Source organism: Mesorhizobium sp. BR1-1-4 (assembly GCF_020165375.1).
Classification (GTDB): domain Bacteria; phylum Pseudomonadota; class Alphaproteobacteria; order Rhizobiales; family Rhizobiaceae; genus Mesorhizobium; species Mesorhizobium australicum.
Genome location: NZ_JAIUIB010000017.1, coordinates 1 through 20,383 on the forward strand (window position 1 = coordinate 1; position 20,383 = coordinate 20,383).

At 61.5% G+C, this 20,383-nt stretch carries 23 protein-coding genes; 6 read left to right on the forward strand and 17 right to left on the reverse strand.

What is annotated here, in order from left to right; genetic code table 11:
* From LB571_RS27820 to eno, 5 genes are all read right to left on the reverse strand, one after another.
* A partial coding sequence (locus LB571_RS27820) for a biotin/lipoyl-containing protein (RefSeq protein ID WP_224599599.1) occupies window positions 1-704 on the reverse strand: 704 nt, incomplete at its 3' end.
* A gap of 18 nt (window positions 705-722) precedes the next feature.
* A complete protein-coding gene (locus tag LB571_RS27825) occupies window positions 723-2,153 on the reverse strand; it encodes a pyruvate dehydrogenase complex E1 component subunit beta (RefSeq protein WP_224599602.1) in 1,431 nt (476 codons plus the stop codon).
* Window positions 2,154-2,167: 14 nt separating this feature from the next.
* Complete coding sequence (gene pdhA / locus LB571_RS27830; protein WP_140619590.1) at window positions 2,168-3,205, reverse strand: pyruvate dehydrogenase (acetyl-transferring) E1 component subunit alpha; 1,038 nt, start codon at window positions 3,203-3,205, stop codon at window positions 2,168-2,170.
* A 191-nt stretch (window positions 3,206-3,396) separates the two neighbouring features.
* Window positions 3,397-3,720: an FtsB family cell division protein gene (locus LB571_RS27835; RefSeq protein WP_140619588.1), complete on the reverse strand. Its 324-nt coding sequence runs from the start codon at window positions 3,718-3,720 to the stop codon at window positions 3,397-3,399.
* Window positions 3,721-3,870: 150 nt separating this feature from the next.
* Complete coding sequence (gene eno / locus LB571_RS27840) at window positions 3,871-5,145, reverse strand: phosphopyruvate hydratase (RefSeq protein WP_224599604.1); 1,275 nt, start codon at window positions 5,143-5,145, stop codon at window positions 3,871-3,873.
* A gap of 197 nt (window positions 5,146-5,342) precedes the next feature.
* On the opposite strand from eno, the gene LB571_RS28850 reads away from it, so the two are divergent.
* Window positions 5,343-5,468: a hypothetical protein gene (locus LB571_RS28850; protein ID WP_140619584.1), complete on the forward strand. Its 126-nt coding sequence runs from the start codon at window positions 5,343-5,345 to the stop codon at window positions 5,466-5,468.
* 58 nt (window positions 5,469-5,526) lie between these two features.
* Here LB571_RS28850 and LB571_RS27845 read toward each other — a convergent pair whose 3' ends face one another.
* From LB571_RS27845 to LB571_RS28855, 6 genes are all read right to left on the reverse strand, one after another.
* On the reverse strand, window positions 5,527-5,892 hold the full coding sequence (locus LB571_RS27845) for a PRC-barrel domain-containing protein (RefSeq protein WP_015317938.1): 366 nt from the start codon (window positions 5,890-5,892) through the stop codon (window positions 5,527-5,529).
* Window positions 5,893-5,977: 85 nt separating this feature from the next.
* Window positions 5,978-6,181, reverse strand: a complete 204-nt coding sequence (locus LB571_RS27850; protein ID WP_015317939.1) for a dodecin family protein — start codon at window positions 6,179-6,181, stop codon at window positions 5,978-5,980.
* A 77-nt stretch (window positions 6,182-6,258) separates the two neighbouring features.
* Window positions 6,259-7,101 carry a 3-deoxy-8-phosphooctulonate synthase gene (gene kdsA / locus LB571_RS27855; RefSeq protein ID WP_224599607.1) on the reverse strand — a complete coding sequence of 281 codons (843 nt, stop codon included), beginning with the start codon at window positions 7,099-7,101 and terminating at the stop codon, window positions 6,259-6,261.
* On the reverse strand, window positions 7,098-7,979 hold the full coding sequence (locus LB571_RS27860) for a VOC family protein (RefSeq protein WP_224599609.1): 882 nt from the start codon (window positions 7,977-7,979) through the stop codon (window positions 7,098-7,100). Before LB571_RS27860 ends, kdsA begins: the two co-directional genes overlap by 4 nt.
* A 146-nt stretch (window positions 7,980-8,125) precedes the next feature.
* A complete protein-coding gene (locus tag LB571_RS27865) occupies window positions 8,126-8,416 on the reverse strand; it encodes a Dabb family protein (protein WP_015317942.1) in 291 nt (96 codons plus the stop codon).
* Window positions 8,417-8,585: 169 nt separating this feature from the next.
* Window positions 8,586-8,720 (reverse strand): hypothetical protein, encoded by a 135-nt coding sequence (locus LB571_RS28855; protein WP_023773660.1) that lies wholly within the window; start codon window positions 8,718-8,720, stop codon window positions 8,586-8,588.
* A gap of 137 nt (window positions 8,721-8,857) precedes the next feature.
* On the opposite strand from LB571_RS28855, the gene LB571_RS29000 reads away from it, so the two are divergent.
* The gene (locus LB571_RS29000; protein ID WP_348642081.1) at window positions 8,858-9,058 is read left to right on the forward strand and encodes a hypothetical protein; all 201 of its coding nucleotides are present in this window, start codon (window positions 8,858-8,860) and stop codon (window positions 9,056-9,058) included.
* Window positions 9,055-10,311: an SAM-dependent methyltransferase gene (locus LB571_RS27870; protein WP_140664383.1), complete on the forward strand. Its 1,257-nt coding sequence runs from the start codon at window positions 9,055-9,057 to the stop codon at window positions 10,309-10,311. The genes LB571_RS29000 and LB571_RS27870 overlap by 4 nt, the downstream gene beginning before the upstream one ends.
* A gap of 124 nt (window positions 10,312-10,435) precedes the next feature.
* On the opposite strand, the gene LB571_RS27875 is transcribed toward LB571_RS27870, so the two are convergent.
* Entirely contained in the window at window positions 10,436-12,415 is a 1,980-nt protein-coding gene (locus tag LB571_RS27875; protein ID WP_224599612.1) for a bifunctional 2',3'-cyclic-nucleotide 2'-phosphodiesterase/3'-nucleotidase, read from the reverse strand.
* 150 nt (window positions 12,416-12,565) lie between these two features.
* Window positions 12,566-13,831, reverse strand: a complete 1,266-nt coding sequence (locus tag LB571_RS27880) for an NAD(P)/FAD-dependent oxidoreductase (RefSeq protein ID WP_224599613.1) — start codon at window positions 13,829-13,831, stop codon at window positions 12,566-12,568.
* Window positions 13,832-13,995: 164 nt separating this feature from the next.
* Between LB571_RS27880 and LB571_RS27885 the strand changes: the two genes are divergently transcribed.
* Entirely contained in the window at window positions 13,996-14,655 is a 660-nt protein-coding gene (locus LB571_RS27885; RefSeq protein WP_224599615.1) for a 5-formyltetrahydrofolate cyclo-ligase, read from the forward strand.
* A 4-nt stretch (window positions 14,656-14,659) separates the two neighbouring features.
* Here the strand turns inward: LB571_RS27885 and LB571_RS27890 are convergent, their stop codons facing one another.
* Entirely contained in the window at window positions 14,660-15,133 is a 474-nt protein-coding gene (locus tag LB571_RS27890; protein WP_015317948.1) for an Lrp/AsnC family transcriptional regulator, read from the reverse strand.
* 157 nt (window positions 15,134-15,290) lie between these two features.
* Between LB571_RS27890 and ald the strand changes: the two genes are divergently transcribed.
* Both ald and LB571_RS27900 read left to right on the forward strand, forming a co-directional pair.
* Window positions 15,291-16,406, forward strand: coding sequence for an alanine dehydrogenase (gene ald / locus LB571_RS27895; RefSeq protein ID WP_015317949.1), 1,116 nt, complete (start codon window positions 15,291-15,293; stop codon window positions 16,404-16,406).
* A 226-nt stretch (window positions 16,407-16,632) separates the two neighbouring features.
* Window positions 16,633-17,937, forward strand: a complete 1,305-nt coding sequence (locus LB571_RS27900) for an outer membrane protein (protein ID WP_140619569.1) — start codon at window positions 16,633-16,635, stop codon at window positions 17,935-17,937.
* 232 nt (window positions 17,938-18,169) lie between these two features.
* Here the strand turns inward: LB571_RS27900 and LB571_RS27905 are convergent, their stop codons facing one another.
* The 3 genes from LB571_RS27905 to sseA all read right to left on the reverse strand — a co-directional run bounded on the left by LB571_RS27905 (window position 18,170) and on the right by sseA (window position 20,348).
* On the reverse strand, window positions 18,170-18,637 hold the full coding sequence (locus LB571_RS27905) for a DUF1203 domain-containing protein (protein ID WP_224599617.1): 468 nt from the start codon (window positions 18,635-18,637) through the stop codon (window positions 18,170-18,172).
* 201 nt (window positions 18,638-18,838) lie between these two features.
* A complete protein-coding gene (locus LB571_RS27910) occupies window positions 18,839-19,402 on the reverse strand; it encodes a GNAT family N-acetyltransferase (RefSeq protein ID WP_015317952.1) in 564 nt (187 codons plus the stop codon).
* Window positions 19,403-19,406: 4 nt separating this feature from the next.
* Window positions 19,407-20,348, reverse strand: a complete 942-nt coding sequence (sseA, locus tag LB571_RS27915) for a 3-mercaptopyruvate sulfurtransferase (protein WP_224599619.1) — start codon at window positions 20,346-20,348, stop codon at window positions 19,407-19,409.
* Window positions 20,349-20,383 lie beyond the last annotated feature (35 nt).

The window sequence follows — 20,383 nt, forward strand, 5'->3', positions numbered from 1 at the left end:
AGGCGCCGCGCGATGGTCTTGCGCATATTGTCGTGCGGGACGAGTTCGTAGGAGCCTTCCTCGAACAGTTTCAGCACCTGCTCGTCCGACATCGCCTTTACCGCCGGGGCGGAGGCAGGCGCGCCGGCCGGAGCCTTGGCAGCCGGTGCCGCCTTGGCGCCACCACCGGCAATCGCGGCATCTACGTCAGCCTTGACCACGCGGCCGTGCGGGCCGGTGCCGGTGACCGCAGAGACGTCGACGCCGGCGTCCTTGGCGATACGGCGGGCAAGCGGCGATGCAAAGGTGCGGTCGCCAGCCGCGTTGCCATTGGCGGCCGGAGCCGCCTGCGCCTTTGGGGCCTCGGCCTCGGCCTTTGGCGCTTCAGCATTCGGCGCTTCGGCTTTAGGCGCATCCGCTTTCGGAGCTTCGGCTTTCGCCGGTGTGGCGCCGCCGCTTTTCGCCGCGGCGCCGGCATCTTCGCCTTCCGCCGCAAGCACCGCGATCAGCGCGTTGACCTTGACGCCCTCGGTGCCGGCCGGGACGACCAGCTTGGCAACCCTGCCCTCATCGACGGCCTCGACCTCCATCGTCGCCTTGTCGGTCTCGATCTCGGCGATCACGTCGCCCGGCGAAACCTTGTCGCCTTCCTTGACCAGCCACTTGGAAAGATTGCCCTCTTCCATAGTGGGCGAGAGCGCCGGCATGGTGATGTTGATTGGCATATTGTCCTCCCAGCCGGTTCAGCGATATGTGACGGCTTTGACGGCCTCGATGACTTCGCCGACATTCGGCAAAGCCAGTTTTTCGAGGTTCGCCGCATAAGGCATCGGCACGTCCTTGCCGGCAATGGTGATGACCGGTGCGTCGAGGAAATCGAAGGCGCGCTGCGAGACCTGGTTGGCGATGTGGTCGCCAACCGAATTCTGCGGGTAGCCTTCTTCGACCACGACCAGCCGGTTGGTCTTCTTGACCGAGGCGATGACGGTGTCGAGATCGAGCGGACGGATAGTCCTGAGGTCGATGATCTCGGCGTCAATCCCCATGCCGCGCAGCTCGGCTTCAGCCTTGACCGCATAGGTCATGCCGATGCCGAAGGAGACGATGGTGACATCCTTGCCTGCCTTGTGGATGCGCGCCTTGCCGATCGGCAGCACGAAGTCGTCCAGCTTCGGAACGTCGAAGGACTGGCCGTAGAGGATTTCATTCTCGAGGAAGATGACCGGGTTCGGATCGCGGATCGCTGCCTTGAGCAGGCCCTTGGCGTCGGCGGCCGTATACGGCATCACGACCTTCAAGCCTGGAATGTGGCTGTACCAAGCGGCATAGCACTGCGAGTGCTGCGCCGCGACGCGGGCCGCCGCGCCATTTGGCCCGCGGAACACGATCGGCGCGCCCATCTGGCCGCCCGACATATAGAGCGTCTTGGCGGCGGAGTTGATGATCTGGTCGATCGCCTGCATGGCGAAGTTGAAGGTCATGAACTCGACGATCGGCTTCAGCCCAGCCATCGCCGCACCGACACCAACGCCGGCAAAACCATGCTCGGTAATCGGCGTGTCGACGACGCGACGCGGCCCAAATTCCTGCAGCAAGCCCTGTGTGATCTTGTAGGCGCCCTGGTATTCGGCGACTTCCTCACCCATGACGAAGACATCGCCGTCGCGGCGCATTTCCTCGGCCATGGCATCACGCAGCGCCTCGCGCACCGTGGTCGAGACCATTTCGGTGCCGGGAGGAATGTCCGGATCGGCAGCGAGGTTGACCACCGGGGCGGCGGGGACGGAGGCTTTCGGCGCCTCTCCAGCATCCTGCGGCGCCCGCTGGGAGCCTTCCTCGGCCGCGTCGGCGCGCTGCCCACCAGTTGACACCGCGTCTTGCGTCGAGGCGGGAGCCGCCTTGGAGGCCTTGTCGATGTCGCCAGAACTTTCGCCATCCTGCAGCAGAACGGCGATCGGCGTGTTGACCTTGACGCCTTCGGTGCCGGCGGCGATCAGGATCTTGCCCAGCGTACCTTCGTCGACGGCTTCGACTTCCATCGTCGCCTTGTCGGTTTCGATCTCGGCAATGACGTCGCCGGCGACGACCTTGTCGCCCTCGTTCTTCAACCACTTGGAAAGATTGCCCTCTTCCATGGTCGGCGAGAGGGCGGGCATGAGAATTTCGATCGGCATGTCCTGGCCCTCCCTTACAATACGATATCGGTCCAGAGCTCGGACGGATCCGGCTCCGCGTCGTGCTGGGCAAATTCGGCGGCGTCGGCGACGATGTCGCGAACCTCCTTGTCGACGGTCTTGAGTTCGTCCTCGGTCGCCCACTTCTTCTCGATGAGCCGCGCCTTGACCTGCTCGATCGGATCATGATCGGAGCGCATCTTCTGGACTTCTTCCTTGGAGCGATATTTCGCCGGGTCAGACATCGAGTGGCCGCGATAGCGATAAGTCTGCATTTCGAGAATGATCGGCCCATTGCCGGCACGGCACCACTCGGTAGCCAGATCGCCAGCCGCCTTCACCGCACGCACATCCATGCCGTCGACCTGGATGCCCGGAATCTTGAACGACGCGCCACGATGCGAAAAATTGGTTTCCGCCGAAGAGCGCGACACCGAGGTGCCCATGGCGTAGCGGTTGTTCTCGATGATGTAGATCACCGGCAGCTTCCACAGCGAAGCCATATTGAAGCTTTCGTAGACCTGGCCCTGGTTGGCTGCGCCGTCGCCGAAATAGGTCAGCGAGACATTGTTGTTGTCGCGGTAGCGGTTGGCAAAGGCCAGACCTGTTCCAAGCGACACCTGCGCACCGACAATGCCGTGACCGCCATAGAAATGCTTCTCCTTGGAGAACATGTGCATGGAGCCGCCCTTGCCCCTGGACAAGCCGCCGCGGCGTCCGGTCAGTTCGGCCATCACGCCACGCGGCGACAGCTCCATCGCCAGCATGTGGCCGTGATCCCGATAGGCCGTGATCATCTGATCGCCGTCGATCAGCGCCATCTTCATGCCGGTGACGACCGCTTCCTGGCCGATATAGAGGTGGCAGAAACCGCCAATGAAGCCCATGCCGTAGAGCTGGCCGGCCTTCTCCTCGAAGCGGCGGATGAGCAGCATATGCCGGTAGGCGGCAAGCTCTTCGTCCTTGGTGAAGTCAACAGGCTTGGGTGCTGATAGACCGGATTTGCCGTCGGATTTCGATTTGGCAGGCGCTTTTCTGGCTGCGGTGGCCATGCATCACTCCCTGTTGGCGTCTCTTTGCGGACACTGGAGCAAGATCAAACTGCTCCGGGGAGATCGCCCTCCCCTTCGATTTATGGGAGGCTAACACGTAGAAAGGCGTTCCGCCATGTCGAAATTGCATAGCTGGCATGCGCCTAAGCAATTAAAATCATTAAAAATATTGGTGATTAACCTGAAATTGGTTACTTCGCCGGAGCCGGCAGCATGATGGTGATCTCGTCGGCCTGCGACAGATTGAGTGCCTTGCGCGCCTGCTCGTCCAGCATGTCCTTCTCCAGCGTGCCGTCGTGCATGAGCTTGACGCGCCGCTCGAGTTCCATCCTGCGTGCCTTGATCGCATCGAGCTGACCCTGCAACGCAACCGTCTCGGCCTCAAGCTTGTATTTCGAATTGATGCCGAATTCACCGTGATAGGCATGGAAGCCGAAATAAGCCAGGAACAGCACGCACAGCGAGGGAATGATCAGCCGGCCGGTGTTTCTCTGCTTGTGCTGACGCGTCCACATAACCGATTCCCCGTGCCGCGAACTCAAACGGCTCGAAGTCTTTTTCGCCTGATTGTGCTTAACGGACGGTTACGGGAGACCGCCATGCCGGCCTGAAATGAAAAAGGGCGGGATGTCCCGCCCTCTCCGTATCAACGATGTGCGGCCGGATCAGCCCTTGATCACGGACTTGCCGGCATAATGCGCCTGCTTGCCGAGTTCTTCCTCGATGCGGATCAGCTGGTTGTATTTGGCCATGCGGTCGGAGCGCGACAGCGAGCCGGTCTTGATCTGCCCGCAATTGGTGGCGACGGCGAGATCGGCGATGGTCGAATCCTCGGTTTCGCCCGAACGGTGCGACATGACGGCGGTGTAGGAAGCCTTGTGCGCGGTCTCGACCGCATCCAGCGTCTCGGTCAGCGAGCCGATCTGGTTGACCTTGACCAGGATCGAGTTGGCGACGCCCATGCGGATGCCGTCGCGCAGGCGCGCCGTGTTGGTGACGAAGAGATCGTCACCAACGAGCTGCGTCTTCTTGCCGATCAGGTCGGTCAGGTACTTCCAGCCTTCCCAATCGTCCTCGGCAAGGCCATCCTCGATCGAGATGATCGGATAGTCGGCCGCGAGCTTGGCGAGGTACTTGGCTTGCGCCTTGGGATCGCGCGTCTTCTTCTCGCCCTCATAGACATAGTTGCCGTCCTTGAAGAACTCGGTCGCGGCGCAATCGAGGCCGAGCGCGATCTCTTCACCTGGTTTGAATCCGGCCTTCTCGATCGATTCCATGATGAAGTCGAGCGCCACCGGCGCGCTCTTCAGGTTCGGGGCGAAGCCGCCCTCGTCGCCGACATTGGTGTTGTGGCCGGCATCCTTCAGCTTCTTGCGCAGCGTGTGGAAGATTTCCGAGCCCCAGCGCACGCCTTCGCGCAGCGTCGGCGCACCGACCGGCAGGATCATGAATTCCTGGAAGTCGATCGGATTGTCGGCATGCGCGCCACCATTGATGATGTTCATCATCGGCACGGGCAGGACATGCGCCTTGGTGCCGCCGACATAGCGGTAGAGCGGCAGCCCGGCTGCATCGGCCGCGGCCTTCGCGACCGCCAGCGAAACGCCCAAGATGGCGTTGGCGCCGAGCCGGCTCTTGTTGGGCGTGCCATCAAGCTCAATCATGGTCTGATCGATATGGATCTGGTTTTCGGCTTCCATGCCGCCGATCGCCTCGAACAATTCGCCATTGACCGCCTCGACGGCCCTGAGCACGCCCTTGCCAAGGTAGCGGGCGCCGCCGTCGCGAAGCTCGACGGCTTCGTGAGCGCCGGTGGAGGCACCCGACGGCACCGCGGCGCGGCCCATCGAACCGTCTTCGAGAACAACATCGACCTCGACGGTCGGGTTTCCACGGCTGTCCAGGATTTCACGCCCGACAATGTCGATGATGGCGGTCATTGCGATGTCCTCGATTGATCTGGAGAAAACGTCGCGCCCGTCTTAGCCAAAGCGACGCAAAAGGCAATCGGGGCCTGATCGAATAGTGCCGCCCGCCCGATTCACGAAGCGCAATTTCCTGTCATCATAAGTCATGCCACCGGACGCGCATTTCGGGTTAGGAATGTTATCGCGGGGCGAAACAGGAGGGGTTCGCCATGTCTGAGTTGAGCGGTATTGTCAGTCTGTTCCTGATCGCCGCGGCGTTCCTGACGTCATGCGACAACCAGCAGTCGCCGCCAAAGGCTATTGCGTCTTTGCCGGCTTTGCACATCAGCGAGTAGCGTTGCATTTGAATCAAAAAGGGGGCCGTGGAAACGACCCCCTTTTTCGATTGTGGCGTCAATGCCAGTAGGGCGCGACCTTGTAATATTCGTATGACTCGTCGCGCGCGCTCTCGCCATCCGCGCCGGCCAGTTCGTTGATGGAATGGGCAGGCGCTGCCTTCAGCTGTTCCTTGGAGAAGGGTATGACATAGCCGCCCCTTGCCTCATCATAGTCGAGGCTTGCCCAGGGGATGGCGTGGTACTTCTCGCCAATGCCGAGAAAGCCGCCAAATCCAATCACCGCGAACATGATGCCGTTCGACGTCTTGTCGAGCATGACGTCCTCGATGCTGCCGATGCTGTCGCCTTGGGTGTTGTAGACGGTCGTGCCGATGACTCGCGAAGCGGCAATGGCTTCGGTGTGGCCTGTTTGCGTCGTCATTGTTTGCTCCTCGTTGTCGTTAATCCGCACTTTGACAATGAGGGGCGCGGGCGAAAGTTCCCGACTTTTTTGGCGGGCTGCCCAATCACTCCGCGAGGATGAAAGTCACCTTCATATTGACGCGATAGGCTGCGATCTTGCCATCCTCGACGACGATCTTCTGGTCTTGGATCCAGGCGCCTTCGACGTTCTTCAGGGTCTTCGCGGCGCGCGCAATTCCCTTCTCGATGGCATCTTGAAAGCTTTTCCTGGACGACGAGGTGATTTCGGTGACGCGGGCGACGGACATTGGCTTCCTCCTGCCAAAGCGCTCATTTGCCGGACGAGCCTACAACCGGGGCTTATCCGCTACAAGACATTGGCTTTTCAGCCCTTTGCAATCCTGTCGAAGGCCATCAGCCTTTCCAGCAGTGCCGGCATATCCTTTAGCGGCAGCATGTTGGGACCGTCGGAGGAAGTCGAATTGTCGGGGTCCTGGTGGGTCTCGATGAAGACGCCGGCAACGCCGACGGCAACGGCCGCGCGGGCCAGCGTCTCGACAAAGCGGCGCTCCCCGCCAGACGATCCGCCCTCCCCGCCCGGCTGCTGCACCGAATGGGTGGCGTCGAAGATCACCGGGGCGCCGATCTCGGCCATGACAGGCAGCGCCCGCATATCCGACACCAGCGTGTTGTAGCCGAAAGAAGCGCCGCGCTCGGTGGTCAGCACATTGGCATTGCCTGAGCCGGTGATCTTGGCGACGACGTTCTTCATGTCCCAGGGCGCGAGGAACTGCCCCTTCTTCACATTGATGACCTTGCCCGTCCTCGCGGCGGCGACCAGCATATCGGTCTGGCGCGACAGGAAGGCCGGAATCTGCAGCACGTCGACATGCGGCGCCACGATCGCGCACTGTTCCTCGGTATGGACATCGGTCAGCACGGGAAGCGAGAATTCCTTGCGCAACTCGTCGAAGACGGGAAGCGCGGCATCCATGCCGGCACCCCGCGTTGCCGATAACGAGGTGCGATTGGCCTTGTCGTAACTCGTCTTGTAGACGAGGCCGATGCCGAGCCTGCCGGTCAGCTCCTTCAGCGTGCCGGCCATGTCGAAGGCATGCTGGCGCGATTCGAACTGGCAAGGGCCGGCGATCAGCGCCAGGGGTCCCGCATTGTCGAAGACGACGTTGCCGACGGTTACCGACGAATTGGGCGCCAGGGGGTTGCTCATGGGATCTCCCGAAAGATGAAAGCCGCGCCCTGCCCGGATGCCGGCCGCACGATGATGTCATTGCCCGACATATCGTGCTGGACGGCATTGGTCGCAAGCAGGCCTGCGGTGGCGCCAATGTCGCGGATCGAAAAAACCACGGCGGCGAAGTGCAATTCTGATGGCGTACCGGCCGGTATGCCGAAGCGCGCCGTGAAAGCGGCGGCCTCCAGCACGGTCAAGGCCGCGTTCGGCAGATGAAAAACGCCGTCGTGCGCATCGGCGGCCTGATCATTGACCGCCACTGAAATCAGCCGATGCTGCTCGGCGGAAGCGCTGCTGATTGCAACCACCTCGACAATTCCGTCGACCCCATTGGGGTGAGCCTGCAAGGCTCCTCGGTCTACTCTCGGCGCGTTGATGCGCTGACAGGCAAAAAGAAATGCGTCCGTTTGGCCGGGAGCCGCGGCAAAGGCGAGCTTGAATGACGCCGTATCGCTTTTGCCCGCCGTGTCGGTGAAGGCTCGGGAGAAGCTCAGCTTGTCTCCCGCCGACAGACCCGCTTCGACATAGCGTTCATGGTCGTCATCGGCATTGTCCGTGCCAAGCACCACCGCGGAAAATCCCTCGTTGCCACGACTTTCGCGATAGAGGCGATCGCGCGCAACGAAGACATTGCCCTCGGCGGCCGCCTCTGTCGCAGCCTGTTCACGGCCGATCGCAAGCGGCTCCAGATAGGTGCCATCGGCGAGGAAAACGCAGCAGTTTTCCGTGCCAAACGGATGGATGCCGGTCGGAGCGACGACGAAGCCAAGGGCGTTGAGCCGGGCACGCGCCACATCGAGGCTCTGCGTCGGCAGAACCAGATGATCGAGCGGATGAATGCCTGACGAGGTCATGGAAGCGCGATGTGCATCATTCGGAAGATCGGTTCAAGACTTGATCGCAATGCCGCCGGCGGCGGCCCCGCAACAACCACCTGAAACAGTCGTGGACTTTCCCTTCCGCCGCAACTGGACTTGACATGAGCTATCCCGGCACGGGATCAGCTTCCAGCCACGACATCAGCGGAATAGCGCAGCTCGCGCAATGGTTTGACCTTGCTGGTGGTCTGCGCATAGAGCGGATGCGACTTGTAGGCTGCCAGCGCCGCGTCATCGGCAAATTCCGCGTAGACGACGACATCGACTTCATCCGACAGCGGGTCGACCTTGGTGTTCAACGTGACCTCGAAGAGACTGGAATGAGGAATGTCCCCAAGCGCCAGCAGTCCGGTGCGAACTGCTTCCACATCTTCCTTGCGGCGCGCGCTGAAGAAAACGATATGCCGGATCAATCCCGCCTCCTCGATCTGAAATGTCGGTGTCTTTTGTGACGGCGGTCTCTTTGCGTCAACCGGTCATGGCGCCACGCGTCCTTGCGACGCGCCTCGATCGGGCTGGACCTCGTCTCACACCGGTGAGCACCTCAAATGAGGCGCCAGGCTGCTATCTCAAGAGGGGATATCAGGCTTTTCCGGTGACGTAGCGCACGACATGGGAGAGTTCCCTGACCGTGACGTCGAGATACCGGCCCTGATTGTAGAGACCGTCCCAGATCAGGAAGAACGCGATGGCGGCAATGACAATCACATAACGCATGGCTAAAGCTATCGCACTAGCGCAGCGGCTGCCATAGACGTTTTCGATTTCGGGCAGCAGCCTGCCGCAAGGCGGCGGATGCCAGCCGCCCGCGTGGCACAGTCCAGCTCTTGGCATGCCTCTTGAAGTTCCGCCTCATGGCGTGGAAGATTGGCGCAGGCATTCATCGGGAAGCGCTGAAGCTCTGGCTAAGGGGCGCGCGCTTCGTTCGAGCCCGCCTGTCGCCGGATCCGCAAACTACCGGGACCAGGCAATGGCGGTCGAACCGGCGGATGAACCAAGAGAACCGCGGCTCGGCGATCGCGCCGGCACCACGGAGATCCAGGGGCTTGGAATGACACACGGGGAACATCATGGCATAGCGCCGGGCGACGCGGTCAGGCTCGACGAGTTCAATTTCGCCGAGATCGTCAAGGGCCTGCCGGCCAAGGCGCGCATGGTGCTGTCGGCGGCGATGAACCTGCCGCGCGGTTCGCTGAAAGTCTGGATGCCGGACGGCCGCGCCGTTCTCGTCGGCGGAAAGGCGCCGGGGCCCGATGCCGAACTGGTGCTCAAGAACTGGCGCCTGCCGGGCCGCGCCTTTTCCGGCGGCACAATTGGTGTTGCCGAATCCTATATGGACGGCGATTGGGAAAGCCCTGACGTCACCAGCTTCCTGGAATTATTCGTGGTCAACTCCGCCTTCGGTGAAAGGGTTGCCGGCGGCGCCAGCTGGCTCATCAACACAGTCCAGCGCATCCGTCACTGGTTCAACGAGAACACACGCACCGGATCGAAGCGTAATATCTCGGCGCACTACGATCTCGGCAACGCCTTCTACAAGGAATGGCTTGACCCGAGCATGACCTATTCCTCGGCGCTTTACGCCAATGGCGTCAACGATCTCGAGAGCGCCCAGGCCGCCAAATACCGGGCGCTGGCCAGGGACACCGGCATAGGCGGGAAAGATCATGTGCTGGAGATTGGCTGCGGCTGGGGCGGCTTTGCCGAATTCGCGGCACGCGAAATCGGTTGCCGGGTTACCGGATTGACCATCAGCCGCGAGCAGCACGACTTCGCCAAGGCGCGCATCGCCAAGGCCGGCCTTGCCGAAAAGGTCGACATCAAGTTGCAGGATTACCGCGACGAAACGGGCACCTACGATCGCATCGCCTCGATCGAGATGTTCGAGGCGGTCGGCGAGAAATACTGGCCGGTGTTCTTCTCCAAGATGAAGGACTGCCTAAAGCCCGGCGGCATGGCTGGGCTGCAGATCATCACCATCAACGAAGCCGCCTACGACACCTATCGCGCCAGGCCGGATTTCATCCAGCGCTACGTCTTCCCGGGCGGCATGCTGCCGACGCCGTCCATCTTGAAATCACTTGGCGCCGCGCACGGCCTTGCCCATCTGCGCGAACGCGTTTTCCCCGAGGACTATGCCCGTACGCTTGCCGAATGGCGCCAGCGTTTCCGAGGGTCCTGGGAGAAAATCGTACCGCTCGGTTTCGACGATCGTTTCAAGAAACTCTGGGAGTTCTACCTGCACTATTGCGAAGCCGGCTTCCGAGCCAGCTACATCGATGTGCGCCAGGTGGTCTACAAGGCGTAGCTGGGTACGCACGTCGACTTCCTTTTGCGGGCGGCATTTCCATCGATGCGCTGGATCTTGTCATGCCAGGCGATTCGTGCCGCCGGCCCCTCCAAGGCTGACCGCATCCAGCTTTGACGGCTGATCAGAGAAGGATGCGATATCGGGCAAAGCCAGCTTCGCCCTCGCCGGCAGGTTCGATCTTCAGCGACTTCACATCGGCGATGACGTCCTTTGCCTTGACGCCGGTGTCGAAGACGACGCTGGTTCCCGGCAACGGCGCGAACGACCAGTTGTCGTCGGCCGACGGGTTGATGGTGCCCTGGCTGACGATGTAGCGGACGATGACGTCGCGGTTGGTGTCCGGCGCCTCGTAGATGATCTTCGCGGCATTGATGTCGGGGAAATTGCCACCGCCGCCAGCCCGGTAATTGTTGGTCGCGACAACGAATTTCGCTGCCGGATCAATCGGTTTTCCGTCGAACATAAGCTCAACAATGCGATTGGAACCGGCATTGGCGACGCCGCCCTTGGCATCGTATTTCGGCGGCTGCGACAGATCTATCCTGTAGGTGACGCCGTCGATGACGTCGAAATTGTAGGACGGAAAATCAGTGTTGATCAGGACCTGGTCGGCCTTCCCGGCCTCGATCTTGTTGAAGATGCCGGCCGACATTTCCAGCCATTCCTTGACCTGAGCCCCGGTGATTTCCACGGCGCGCACCGTGTTGGGATAGAGGTAGAGGTCGGCGACGTTCTTGATGGCGATGTCGCCCGCCGGCACATCGGTATAGTAATCGGCGCCGTTGCGTCCACCGGCTTTGAACGGGGCCGCCGCCGACAGCAACGGCACGTCCTTCCACTGTGTGCTTTTCAATATGTCCTTCAGGTACCAGGTTTGCGCCTGGCTGACGACCTGCACCGACGGGTCGTCAGCGACCAGCGCGAAATAGGAATAGAGCGGCGCGGACGTCTTGCCGACAGGGCGGCGCACATAGGCGAGCGTCGCCTGGTGGTCCTGCTCGAGAGCGGCGATGATGCGCTTGTCGTCCGGGACGGTCGGCTTGTTCTTGTTGTCGACACGCTCGAAGATCGGCCGTGCCTCCGATGTCGCCGAGACCACTTTCCACTTCGACCCGTCGCGCTCCAGCATCAGGTCGATCAGGCCCATATGTGAGCCCCAGAACCCGCCCATGACGGCGGGCTTGCCTTGCAGCGTCCCCTTCTGTGCGTCGACGCCCTCGAGCGCCTGGAAATCTTTCTTGCCGGGGAAGACCAGATGCTGGTGGCCGGTGAAGACCGCGTCGATGCCTTCGACGCCGGCGACGAAGAACGAGGCATTCTCCATCATGTCACCCTGCTTGACGTCGATGCCGGAATGCGAGAGCGCGATGACGATGTCGGCGCCCTCCTCCTTCATCCGCGGCACCCACGCCCTCGCCGCTTCGACAATGTCGCGTGTCTTGACGTTGCCTTCGAGGTTCTTGAGGTCCCAGACCATGATCTGCGGCGGCACGAAACCGATGATGCCGACCCTGATCGGCTGTTCCGAGCCTGACCCGTCCTTGATCTTCTTGTCCAGGATTACGTAAGGCTTGAGGTAGAGCTTGTCGTCGCGCGGGTTGGCGGCAAGCTCGGTACCCCGGATCAGGTTGGCGCAGACGAACGGGAAATTGGCGCCGGCCAGCACCTTGTCCAGAAAGGACAGGCCATAGTTGAATTCGTGATTGCCCAGTGTCGAACACTCGTAGCCGAGCAGGTTCATGCCTTTCATGATCGGATGGAGATCGCCCTCCTTCAGGCCCTTCTCATAGGCGATGTAGTCGCCCATCGGGTTGCCCTGCAAAAGGTCGCCATTGTCGATCAGCATCGAATTGGCGGCTTCCTTGCGCACCGCGTCGATGAGGGAGGCCGTGCGCGACAGGCCCATCGTGTCATTGGCTCTGTCGGCGTAGTAGTCATAAGGCAGCACGTTCACATGGATATCGGTGGTTTCCATGATCCTTAGATGCGCCTGGTTGGCCTGCGCCCGGGCGGAGAAGGGATGAAGCATGATCAACGCCCCCGTGGCGGCGGCCCCCGCTAGGAGACCACGGCGAGAGACGGGATGGAGCAGTTGCGACATGTTTTCTCCTTCTTCGACGACCTGACGAGCCCTGCCCCGAAGCGAACTTCGCGCTGAAATCAGCTCAAGTCCACTCAAGAAGTCCCGCGCATCGGCACGCCAATCCATCAACAACAGATGACGGCCGGATGAAAGGCGCGGTGAAGAAAGTCAGGTCTTGTCGTCGTCGCCCTGGGTAATCAACCGGGCGCTGCGCTGGCCTGTGACGTAGATCCATAGCCAGCTCAGCGAAACCGCAAGCCGGTTGCGAAAACCGATCAGGAAATAGATATGGGCAATGCCCCACAGCCACCACGCAAGCCAACCGGTCAGCTTGATCCAGCCGAAATCGATGGCGGCGGCGCGCTTCCCGATCGTCGCCAGATCGCCGGCGTGCTTGTAGAGGAAAAGCCGCGGGCTGGTGTCGCCGGCAAGCCTGGCCTTGACGGTCGCGGCAACATGCCGTCCCTCCTGCTTGGCGGAAGGCGCGACGCCGGGCACGGGCCGCCCGTCGGGCCGCAGCACGTGGGCGGCGTCGCCGATGACAAAAATCTCCGGGCTGCCGGGCACGCTGAGATCAGGCTCGACCAGCACCCTGCCCGCCCGATCCGCTTTCGCTGCCAGCCATTCGGCGGCTGGCGAAGCGGCAACGCCGGCTGCCCACAGGATCGTGCGGGCCGGCAGAACCGTGTCGCCAAAAACCACGCCTTCGGCATCGCAGCGCGTAACGGCCCGGCCGAGCTCGACCGAAACGCCAAGCCGTTCCAGCGCCTTCCCGGCGTAGTCGGAGAGCTTTGGCGCGAAATTGGCCAGAATGCGGTCGCCGGCCTCGATCAGCACCACGCGCGTCTGGCGCGTATCGATGTTGCGGAATTCGCCGCGCAGCGTGTCATGTGCCAGTTCGGCAATGGTTCCGGCGAGTTCGACCCCGGTCGGCCCGCCGCCGACGATGACAATGGTCAGCAGCGCTTGGCGCCTGGCAGGGTCAGATTCCCGCTCCGCCTGCTCGAAGGCCAGAAGAATGCGGCGCCGAATGGTGGTGGCATCCTCCAAAGTCTTCAGGCCCGGCGCGAAAGGCTCCCATTCGTCATGGCCGAAATAGGCATGGCGCGCTCCGGTGGCGAGCACCAGCGTGTCGTAGGCGACGGCGCCGCCGTCGTCGAGCAGAACGCGTTTGCCGGCCCGGTCGACACCCGTGACATTGGCGAGCAGTGTCGTCACATCCTTGCGCTTGCGCAGGAGATGGCGGATCGGCCAGGCAACCTCCGAGGTTGCCAAGGCGGTGGTTGCCACCTGATAGAGCAGCGGCTGGAACAAATGATGGTTGCGCTTGTCGATCATGGTGATGCGCACCGGTGCGCCGGCCAGTGCGCGGGTGAATTCGAGACCGCCGAACCCGGCGCCGACGACGACGACATGATGTCTGGCATCGCTCATTTGATTCACCCCTGATGGGCAAGATTGCCTGCCCTAGATGTAGGTATCTTGTGCAATGCAACAATGGCAGGACAGTGCTTGAGACTCGTCGTTCCATGTCGTGAATGCACATGTTCTATCGTATCGCGAGGTATAGCGTCATCGAACATGAGATGAGGTGAGGCATGGCTAACGATCATGACAACGAGGGCCCGGCGCAATACTCTTCGCCGCCCTGCTTCATGCACGAGCTCGACCCTGCGTTCCAGGCACCACTCAGCGACTGGACCGACGTGCGGCGTTGGCGCAAAGCCGAGCGCGAAAGGCTAATCGCCGCCCGACTTGAAGTTTCAGCCGACGCCCGAACAGCAATGTCGCAACGCATCGCCGGCGGGCTGGATGCACTTGTCGGCGAGATCGCGGGCCGCATGGTCAGCCTGTACTGGCCTTTTCGCGGCGAGCCGGATCTGCGGCCCTGGATGGCGTCCGTCAATGAGCGTGGCGGCCGCACCGCGCTGCCTATCGTTGTCGAGAAAGGGCAACCGCTGATCTTCCGCGCCTACAAACCGGGCGACCGGTTGGAAAGGGGCGTCTGGAACATCCCGATTCCGGCAGAGGGTGATCCGGTGCTGCCGGACATCGTCATCTCGCCCATTGTCGGCATTGATCCGGCAAGCTATCGCCTGGGCTATGGTGGCGGCTTCTTCGATCGTACGTTGGCCGCCATGCCGTTCAAGCCACTGGTCATCGGTGTTGGCTACGAATTGCAGCGTATCGCCACCATCTATCCGCAGCCGCACGACATCCCGATGGATCGCATCGTGACGGAGGCGGCCACGGTATAGGGCTCTAGGCCATCTCCGGCTTCAGGCCCATAGCCGTCCGGTCGACGATTTCCCGCAAGGCGAAGGACGAATTGATCTTCGTTACATGCGGCATCGCCGACAGCCATTCCTTGTGGATGCGCTCGTAGTCGACGAGATCCTTGGCCGCGATCCTCAGGATATAGTCGTACTCGCCCGACATCAGGTGGCACGACAGCACGTTGGGGCAGCGTTTGATCGCCGCCTCGAAATCCGACAGCGTCTTTTCGAACTGGCCGGAGAGCGATATGTGGACGATCGCCGTCATCTGGTGGCCAAGGGCCGCGTTGGACAGCCGGGCGTGATAGCCGCGGATGGTTCCGGACTTCTCCAAATTGTCGAGCCGCCGCGAGCAGGCCGACTGCGACAGGCCAACCTTCTCGGCAAGGGCCGCGTTCGGCATCCGCCCGTCCTTCTGCAAAGTCTCAAGAATGGCGATATCAATCCTGTCGAGCGGCATTTTTCGTGATTCCTGCGAAAATCCGTTTATTTTTTGCAACAAATATCGAAACCGGCCTGTTCGCGCAAGCGCATTCGCAAACACCTGCACGCCGATTCATGGTTCACTCCAGCACTACAGGGAGTGAGCCCAAAAGGGCCCGGATCAGGAGAAGAAAATGCGCATCGGCTGCCCCAAGGAAATCAAGAACCACGAATACCGTGTCGGCCTGACGCCGGGCTCGGTACGCGAATATGTCGCCCATGGCCATGAAGTGCTGGTCGAGACCGGCGCGGGCGCCGGCATCGGCGCCGATGACAACGCCTACCGCGCCGCCGGCGCCATCATCGCCAAGACGGCCGCCGACGTGTTCGCCAAGTCGGACATGATCGTCAAGGTCAAGGAGCCGCAGCCCAATGAATGGGCACAGCTGCGCGAAGGCCAGATCCTGTACACTTATCTCCATTTGGCTCCGGATCCGGAGCAGACCAAGGGCCTGCTCGCCTCGGGCGTGACGGCGATCGCCTACGAAACCGTGACCGACGATCGTGGCGGCCTGCCGCTGCTGGCCCCGATGTCGGAAGTCGCCGGCCGCTTGTCGATCCAGGCCGGCGCCACGGCGCTGCAGAAGGCCAATGGCGGCCGCGGCGTGCTGCTCGGCGGCGTACCCGGCGTGCTGCCGGGCAAGGTCACCGTGCTTGGCGGCGGCGTCGTTGGCCTGCACGCGGCCCGTATGGCCGCCGGCCTTGGCGCCGATGTCACCATCATCGACCGCTCGATCCCGCGCCTGCGCCAGCTTGACGACCTCTTCGCCGGCCGGGTCCACACCCGTTACTCGACCGTCGAGGCGCTCGAGGAAGAATGCTTCTCGGCCGACATCGTCGTCGGCGCCGTGCTCATCCCGGGCGCCGCCGCACCGAAGCTCGTCAGCCGCGAAATGCTGTCCGGCATGAAGAAGGGCTCGGTACTGGTCGATGTCGCCATCGACCAGGGCGGCTGCTTCGAGACCTCGCACGCCACCACCCATGCCGAGCCCACCTACGAGGTCGACGGCGTGATCCACTACTGCGTTGCCAACATGCCAGGTGCCGTGCCGGTCACCTCGGCCCACGCGCTCAACAACGCGACGCTGCACTATGGTCTGCAACTCGCGGACAAGGGCCTGAAGGCTCTGGTCGATGACCATCACCTGCGCAACGGCCTGAATGTCCACAAGGGCAAGATCACCAACCGCGCGGTCGCCGAAGCGCTCGGCTACGAACTGGTCGAGCCGAAAGCAGTGCTGGCGGCTTAATATACCCGGAACATACCCAGAAAAAGTCAACTCACACTCTTGCCCGCCGGTTCACTCCGGCGGGCTTTTTGCTTTGGGCAATGATGCGCCAAACCCGCTTCCCAGAGGACCATCGAAGCGTGTGCCGTAGGGGCACTTTACCCCCTATTGTTGCATTTTTGTCATACCCGTCTTGGCCGACTCCCTGCTAGGAACATCTTGGGCTTATTGATTAGGGGTACGGGCTATGTTTCTTCGCGTTTCAGCGAAATCTATTCTTCTTAGTGCAGTATCGGCGGTGGCAATTATGTCGGTCGCGCATGCCGCTGATGTTGTGCAACCGGTCGAGGCATCCGGTTTTAACTGGAGTGGCGTTTATGTTGGCTTCGGTATCGGCGCCGGAGCCAACTCGCACAAGCTCAGCAGCGATTTCATCCCCGGTCTGTCTTTGGATGGCATCGGCGGTGAAGGGGTCTACGGCGAACTTACCGCTGGTTACGACTATATGGTGTCGCCCCGCTTCCTTCTGGGTGGGCTTGTCGATGTCCATGTTGGCAACATTGAAACGTCGCTGGATGTCGGCCCTTTCGACGCGTCTATTCAGGAGACATACGGCTTCGATGCCGGTTTGCGTGCTGGTTACCTGATCACGCCGACTACGCTGGGCTACGTCATGGGCGGCTATTCCTGGCAGAAGTACAAGCTCGATACCAATGCCGGTTTCGGCTTCGATTGGGACCAGAGCGGATATTTCGTCGGGGGTGGTCTCGAAACCGCGATCAACAGCAACTGGACGATCAAAACAGAATACCGCTACACCCGCTTCGGCACCAAGGACGATCTCCTTTCCGAAGCTGGCATTCCTTCGCCGGACGGCGCACTCAATCTCGACACGTCGCGTCACACATTCCAGGTTGCCGCCAGCTATCGCTTCGGTGCGCAGAACGGAGCCGCCGCTTCGTTTGAAACACCCGCCTACAACTGGACCGGCTTCTATATCGGTGGTGGCTTGGGCGCCGGCGCATCGGTGCACCAGCTCGAAATCCCGCCGCTTCTCGGTGCCAAGTTCAACGGCCTTGGTGGTGAAGGCGTGCTTGGCGAGTTGAACGTCGGCTATGATCATGACTTCGGCAGCTGGGTTGCGGGTGTCATGGTCGATGCTCGTTATTCGGGCATGACCAGCCAGCTCGACATCCCAGGCGGCTCGATCAATCTTGATACGGACTACGGCTTCGATGTGCTGGGCCGCGTCGGCATGAAGATGAACGAATCGACCCTTGCCTATGCACTGGCTGGCTATAGCTGGCAGCATTTCGATCTGAACGCTTCCGATCCGGTCGGTGATATCATCGACTGGGGTTCCAGCGGCTTCTCAGTCGGTGGTGGCCTGGAAACGGCAGTGTCAAGCAACGTCACGCTCGGTCTGGAATACCGCTATTCGCAGTTTGCCAAGAAGGATTTCTCGTCGGATCTCGGCCTCCCCGACGACTCCATCACTTCCAAGGCTTCCTTCCATACCGTGCGTATCGGCGCGAAGTACAAGTTCAACTAAGCCCCCTCCAGGCAAACAGTCGAAGCCCGTCGGCCATGCCGGCGGGCTTTTTTGCGGCGAAAGACGTTAGGGCCGAACGCGGGCAACAAAAAAGCGGAGCCAAAGCCCCGCTTCCTCGATATCGAGATTGCCGCCGGTTCATCCGCGGTCGGCCAATCGATCGACACTGGCTTTCTAGCGCGTCTATGCGACAGCAGTGCGACAGAGACTTTCTGCCGCCAATCCCTTGATCTTATGCGCGCTCGATGCGGCACTGATAGCAATTGTTGCGCGCCGAGCGGACATGCACATAGGCAATGTCCTCACGCTCCAACAAAGTCTCGGCTCGTGCGGCAATTGCTCCGGTCGGGATAATGCCACCGCTGCCGTAGACGATGCGATCATCGCCGCCATAGCCGCGCACGATATAGTCCGGGCTGTCGAGGATCTCCGGCGGCTCCCTTGTCCCGACGGCACGCTCGCATTCCTGGGCATGCAGGAAGATCGGCCCGGTTTCTGCATAGGGCTGAGGGTCTGGAAATGGCCGGTAGGCGAGGATGAGATAGACATCGCCGGCGGCGATATTCCTGAGACAATGACGGCAAGGCATCCCGTCGCCGTCAGAGTTTTTCCGCTCGGGCGTACGGCCATAGGCATCGGGGCCGCCGCGCTGCAGCGCCCTGACATTTTCGGTCGGCAGAGCTGTGAATTGGATGGTCATCGTAAGATCTCCGGTACTGGCGACCGGAAACTATGCGCTCGCCGCCGTGCTTCCCACCCGATTCCTGCCAAGCGTGCATGAGCCGATCCGATGTCGGATCCTCCCTTCGAGCTCCGGGAGGGCCACCGAAATCGTTAATCGGCTAATCAGTTCGACAATCCCTTGATGAATCATCGAAGCGGCGGCGGATTCCGGCTGAACTTACGGCCGCATGACGCTGGCCGAGCGCTCGGCGAAAGGCAGGGGATGCACGACTTCCTTCTTCTGCGCCACCGGCTTGAAACCGAGCTTCTGGTAGAGCGGTAGCGCGGCCGGGTGGTCGAGCGTGCAGGTCTGCACCGTCACCCTTTTCGGCCCATACGACCATGCTGCGGCAATCGCCGAACCAAGGAACCAGCGGCCGATGCCTTGACCGGTGGCATGTTCCATCATGCCGAAATAGGCGAGTTCGACTTCCTCGGGCAGATGCGGCTTGAGATCGAAGAAGCCGGCCGGCGCACCGTCGAGATAGAGCACCCTGATGTCGCGATCCTCGCGGTGGATTCCGGCTGACAGCTCATCGTCATTCAGCCTCAGGACATTCACCCAGTGCCATTTGCGTCCCACCCGGTCCATCAGGTAGCGATAGAAGTGCAAGGGAATGTCCCTGGTTTTCAGCAGCGCGACCTGGCGGTTGTAGGGTACCGGTGGCGAGACGGGCGGTGGGGCATGCATTTCGAGAAAAGTCACCGTGACCTCAATGTCCTGCAGCACGCCGTTTTCCATCAATTCATTCCTTGCCGGTCGTTGCTGGGCCAGTCGTTGCTGGGCCAGTCGTTGCTGGGCCGGTCGTTGCTGGGCCGGTCGTTGCAGGGCCGGTGGTCGCTGGGCCGGTCACGACTGGTGTATCGGACAATCCGCCCCACTCGGTCCATGAGCCGTCATAAAGCCTGTTGTCGGTATGGCCAAGCGTCTCCAGCGCCAGCGTGACCACCGCGGCGGTGACGCCGGAGCCGCAGGATGTGACCACGGGCTTGGATAGGTCGACACCGGTGTCCTCTATCACCTTGCGCAAACGGTCCTTCGGCAGCAGCCTGCCGTTTTCCGACAATGCGGAGTACGGCACATTGCGCGCGCCCGGCATGTGGCCGGAGCGGATGCCAGCGCGGGGCTCGGGTTCGCTACCGGTGAAGCGGCCCGGCCCACGGGCATCGGCGATCTGTGCTGTCTTTGTATCGACAATCCGGCGCATATCGGCCAGACCGACGACGCGACCGGCGTCGAAATCGGCATGAAAGACGCTTGGCGCGATCTTCGTCGGCTCGGCCGTTACCGGCCGGCCGGTCGCCTTCCAGCCATCAAAGCCGCCGTCCAGAATATAGGTCTGGAAGACACCCATGATCCGGAACATCCACCATGCCCGCGGTGCGGAGAAAAAGCCCGGGCCATCATAGACGACGATGGTGTCATCGGCCGAAACGCCCATCGCGCCGACATATTGGGCGAAATGCTGCGGGGATGGCAGTGTATGCGGCAAGGCAGCGTCAGGATCCGAAACCGCGTCCTGGTCCAGGAAACGGGCGCCAGGAATGTGAGCCGCATCATACTCGGCGCGCGCGTCGCGCCTTTGTGCAGGCAGATACCAGGAGGCGTCAATGATCGTCAGGCCCGGCTGGCCGAGGCGTTCCTGCAGCCAGTCCGCATCGACGGTAAAAGGACTGTCTTCGGCCATTCTTTTCTCCTGCCGCCTTTTGATGGTGTCTGTCT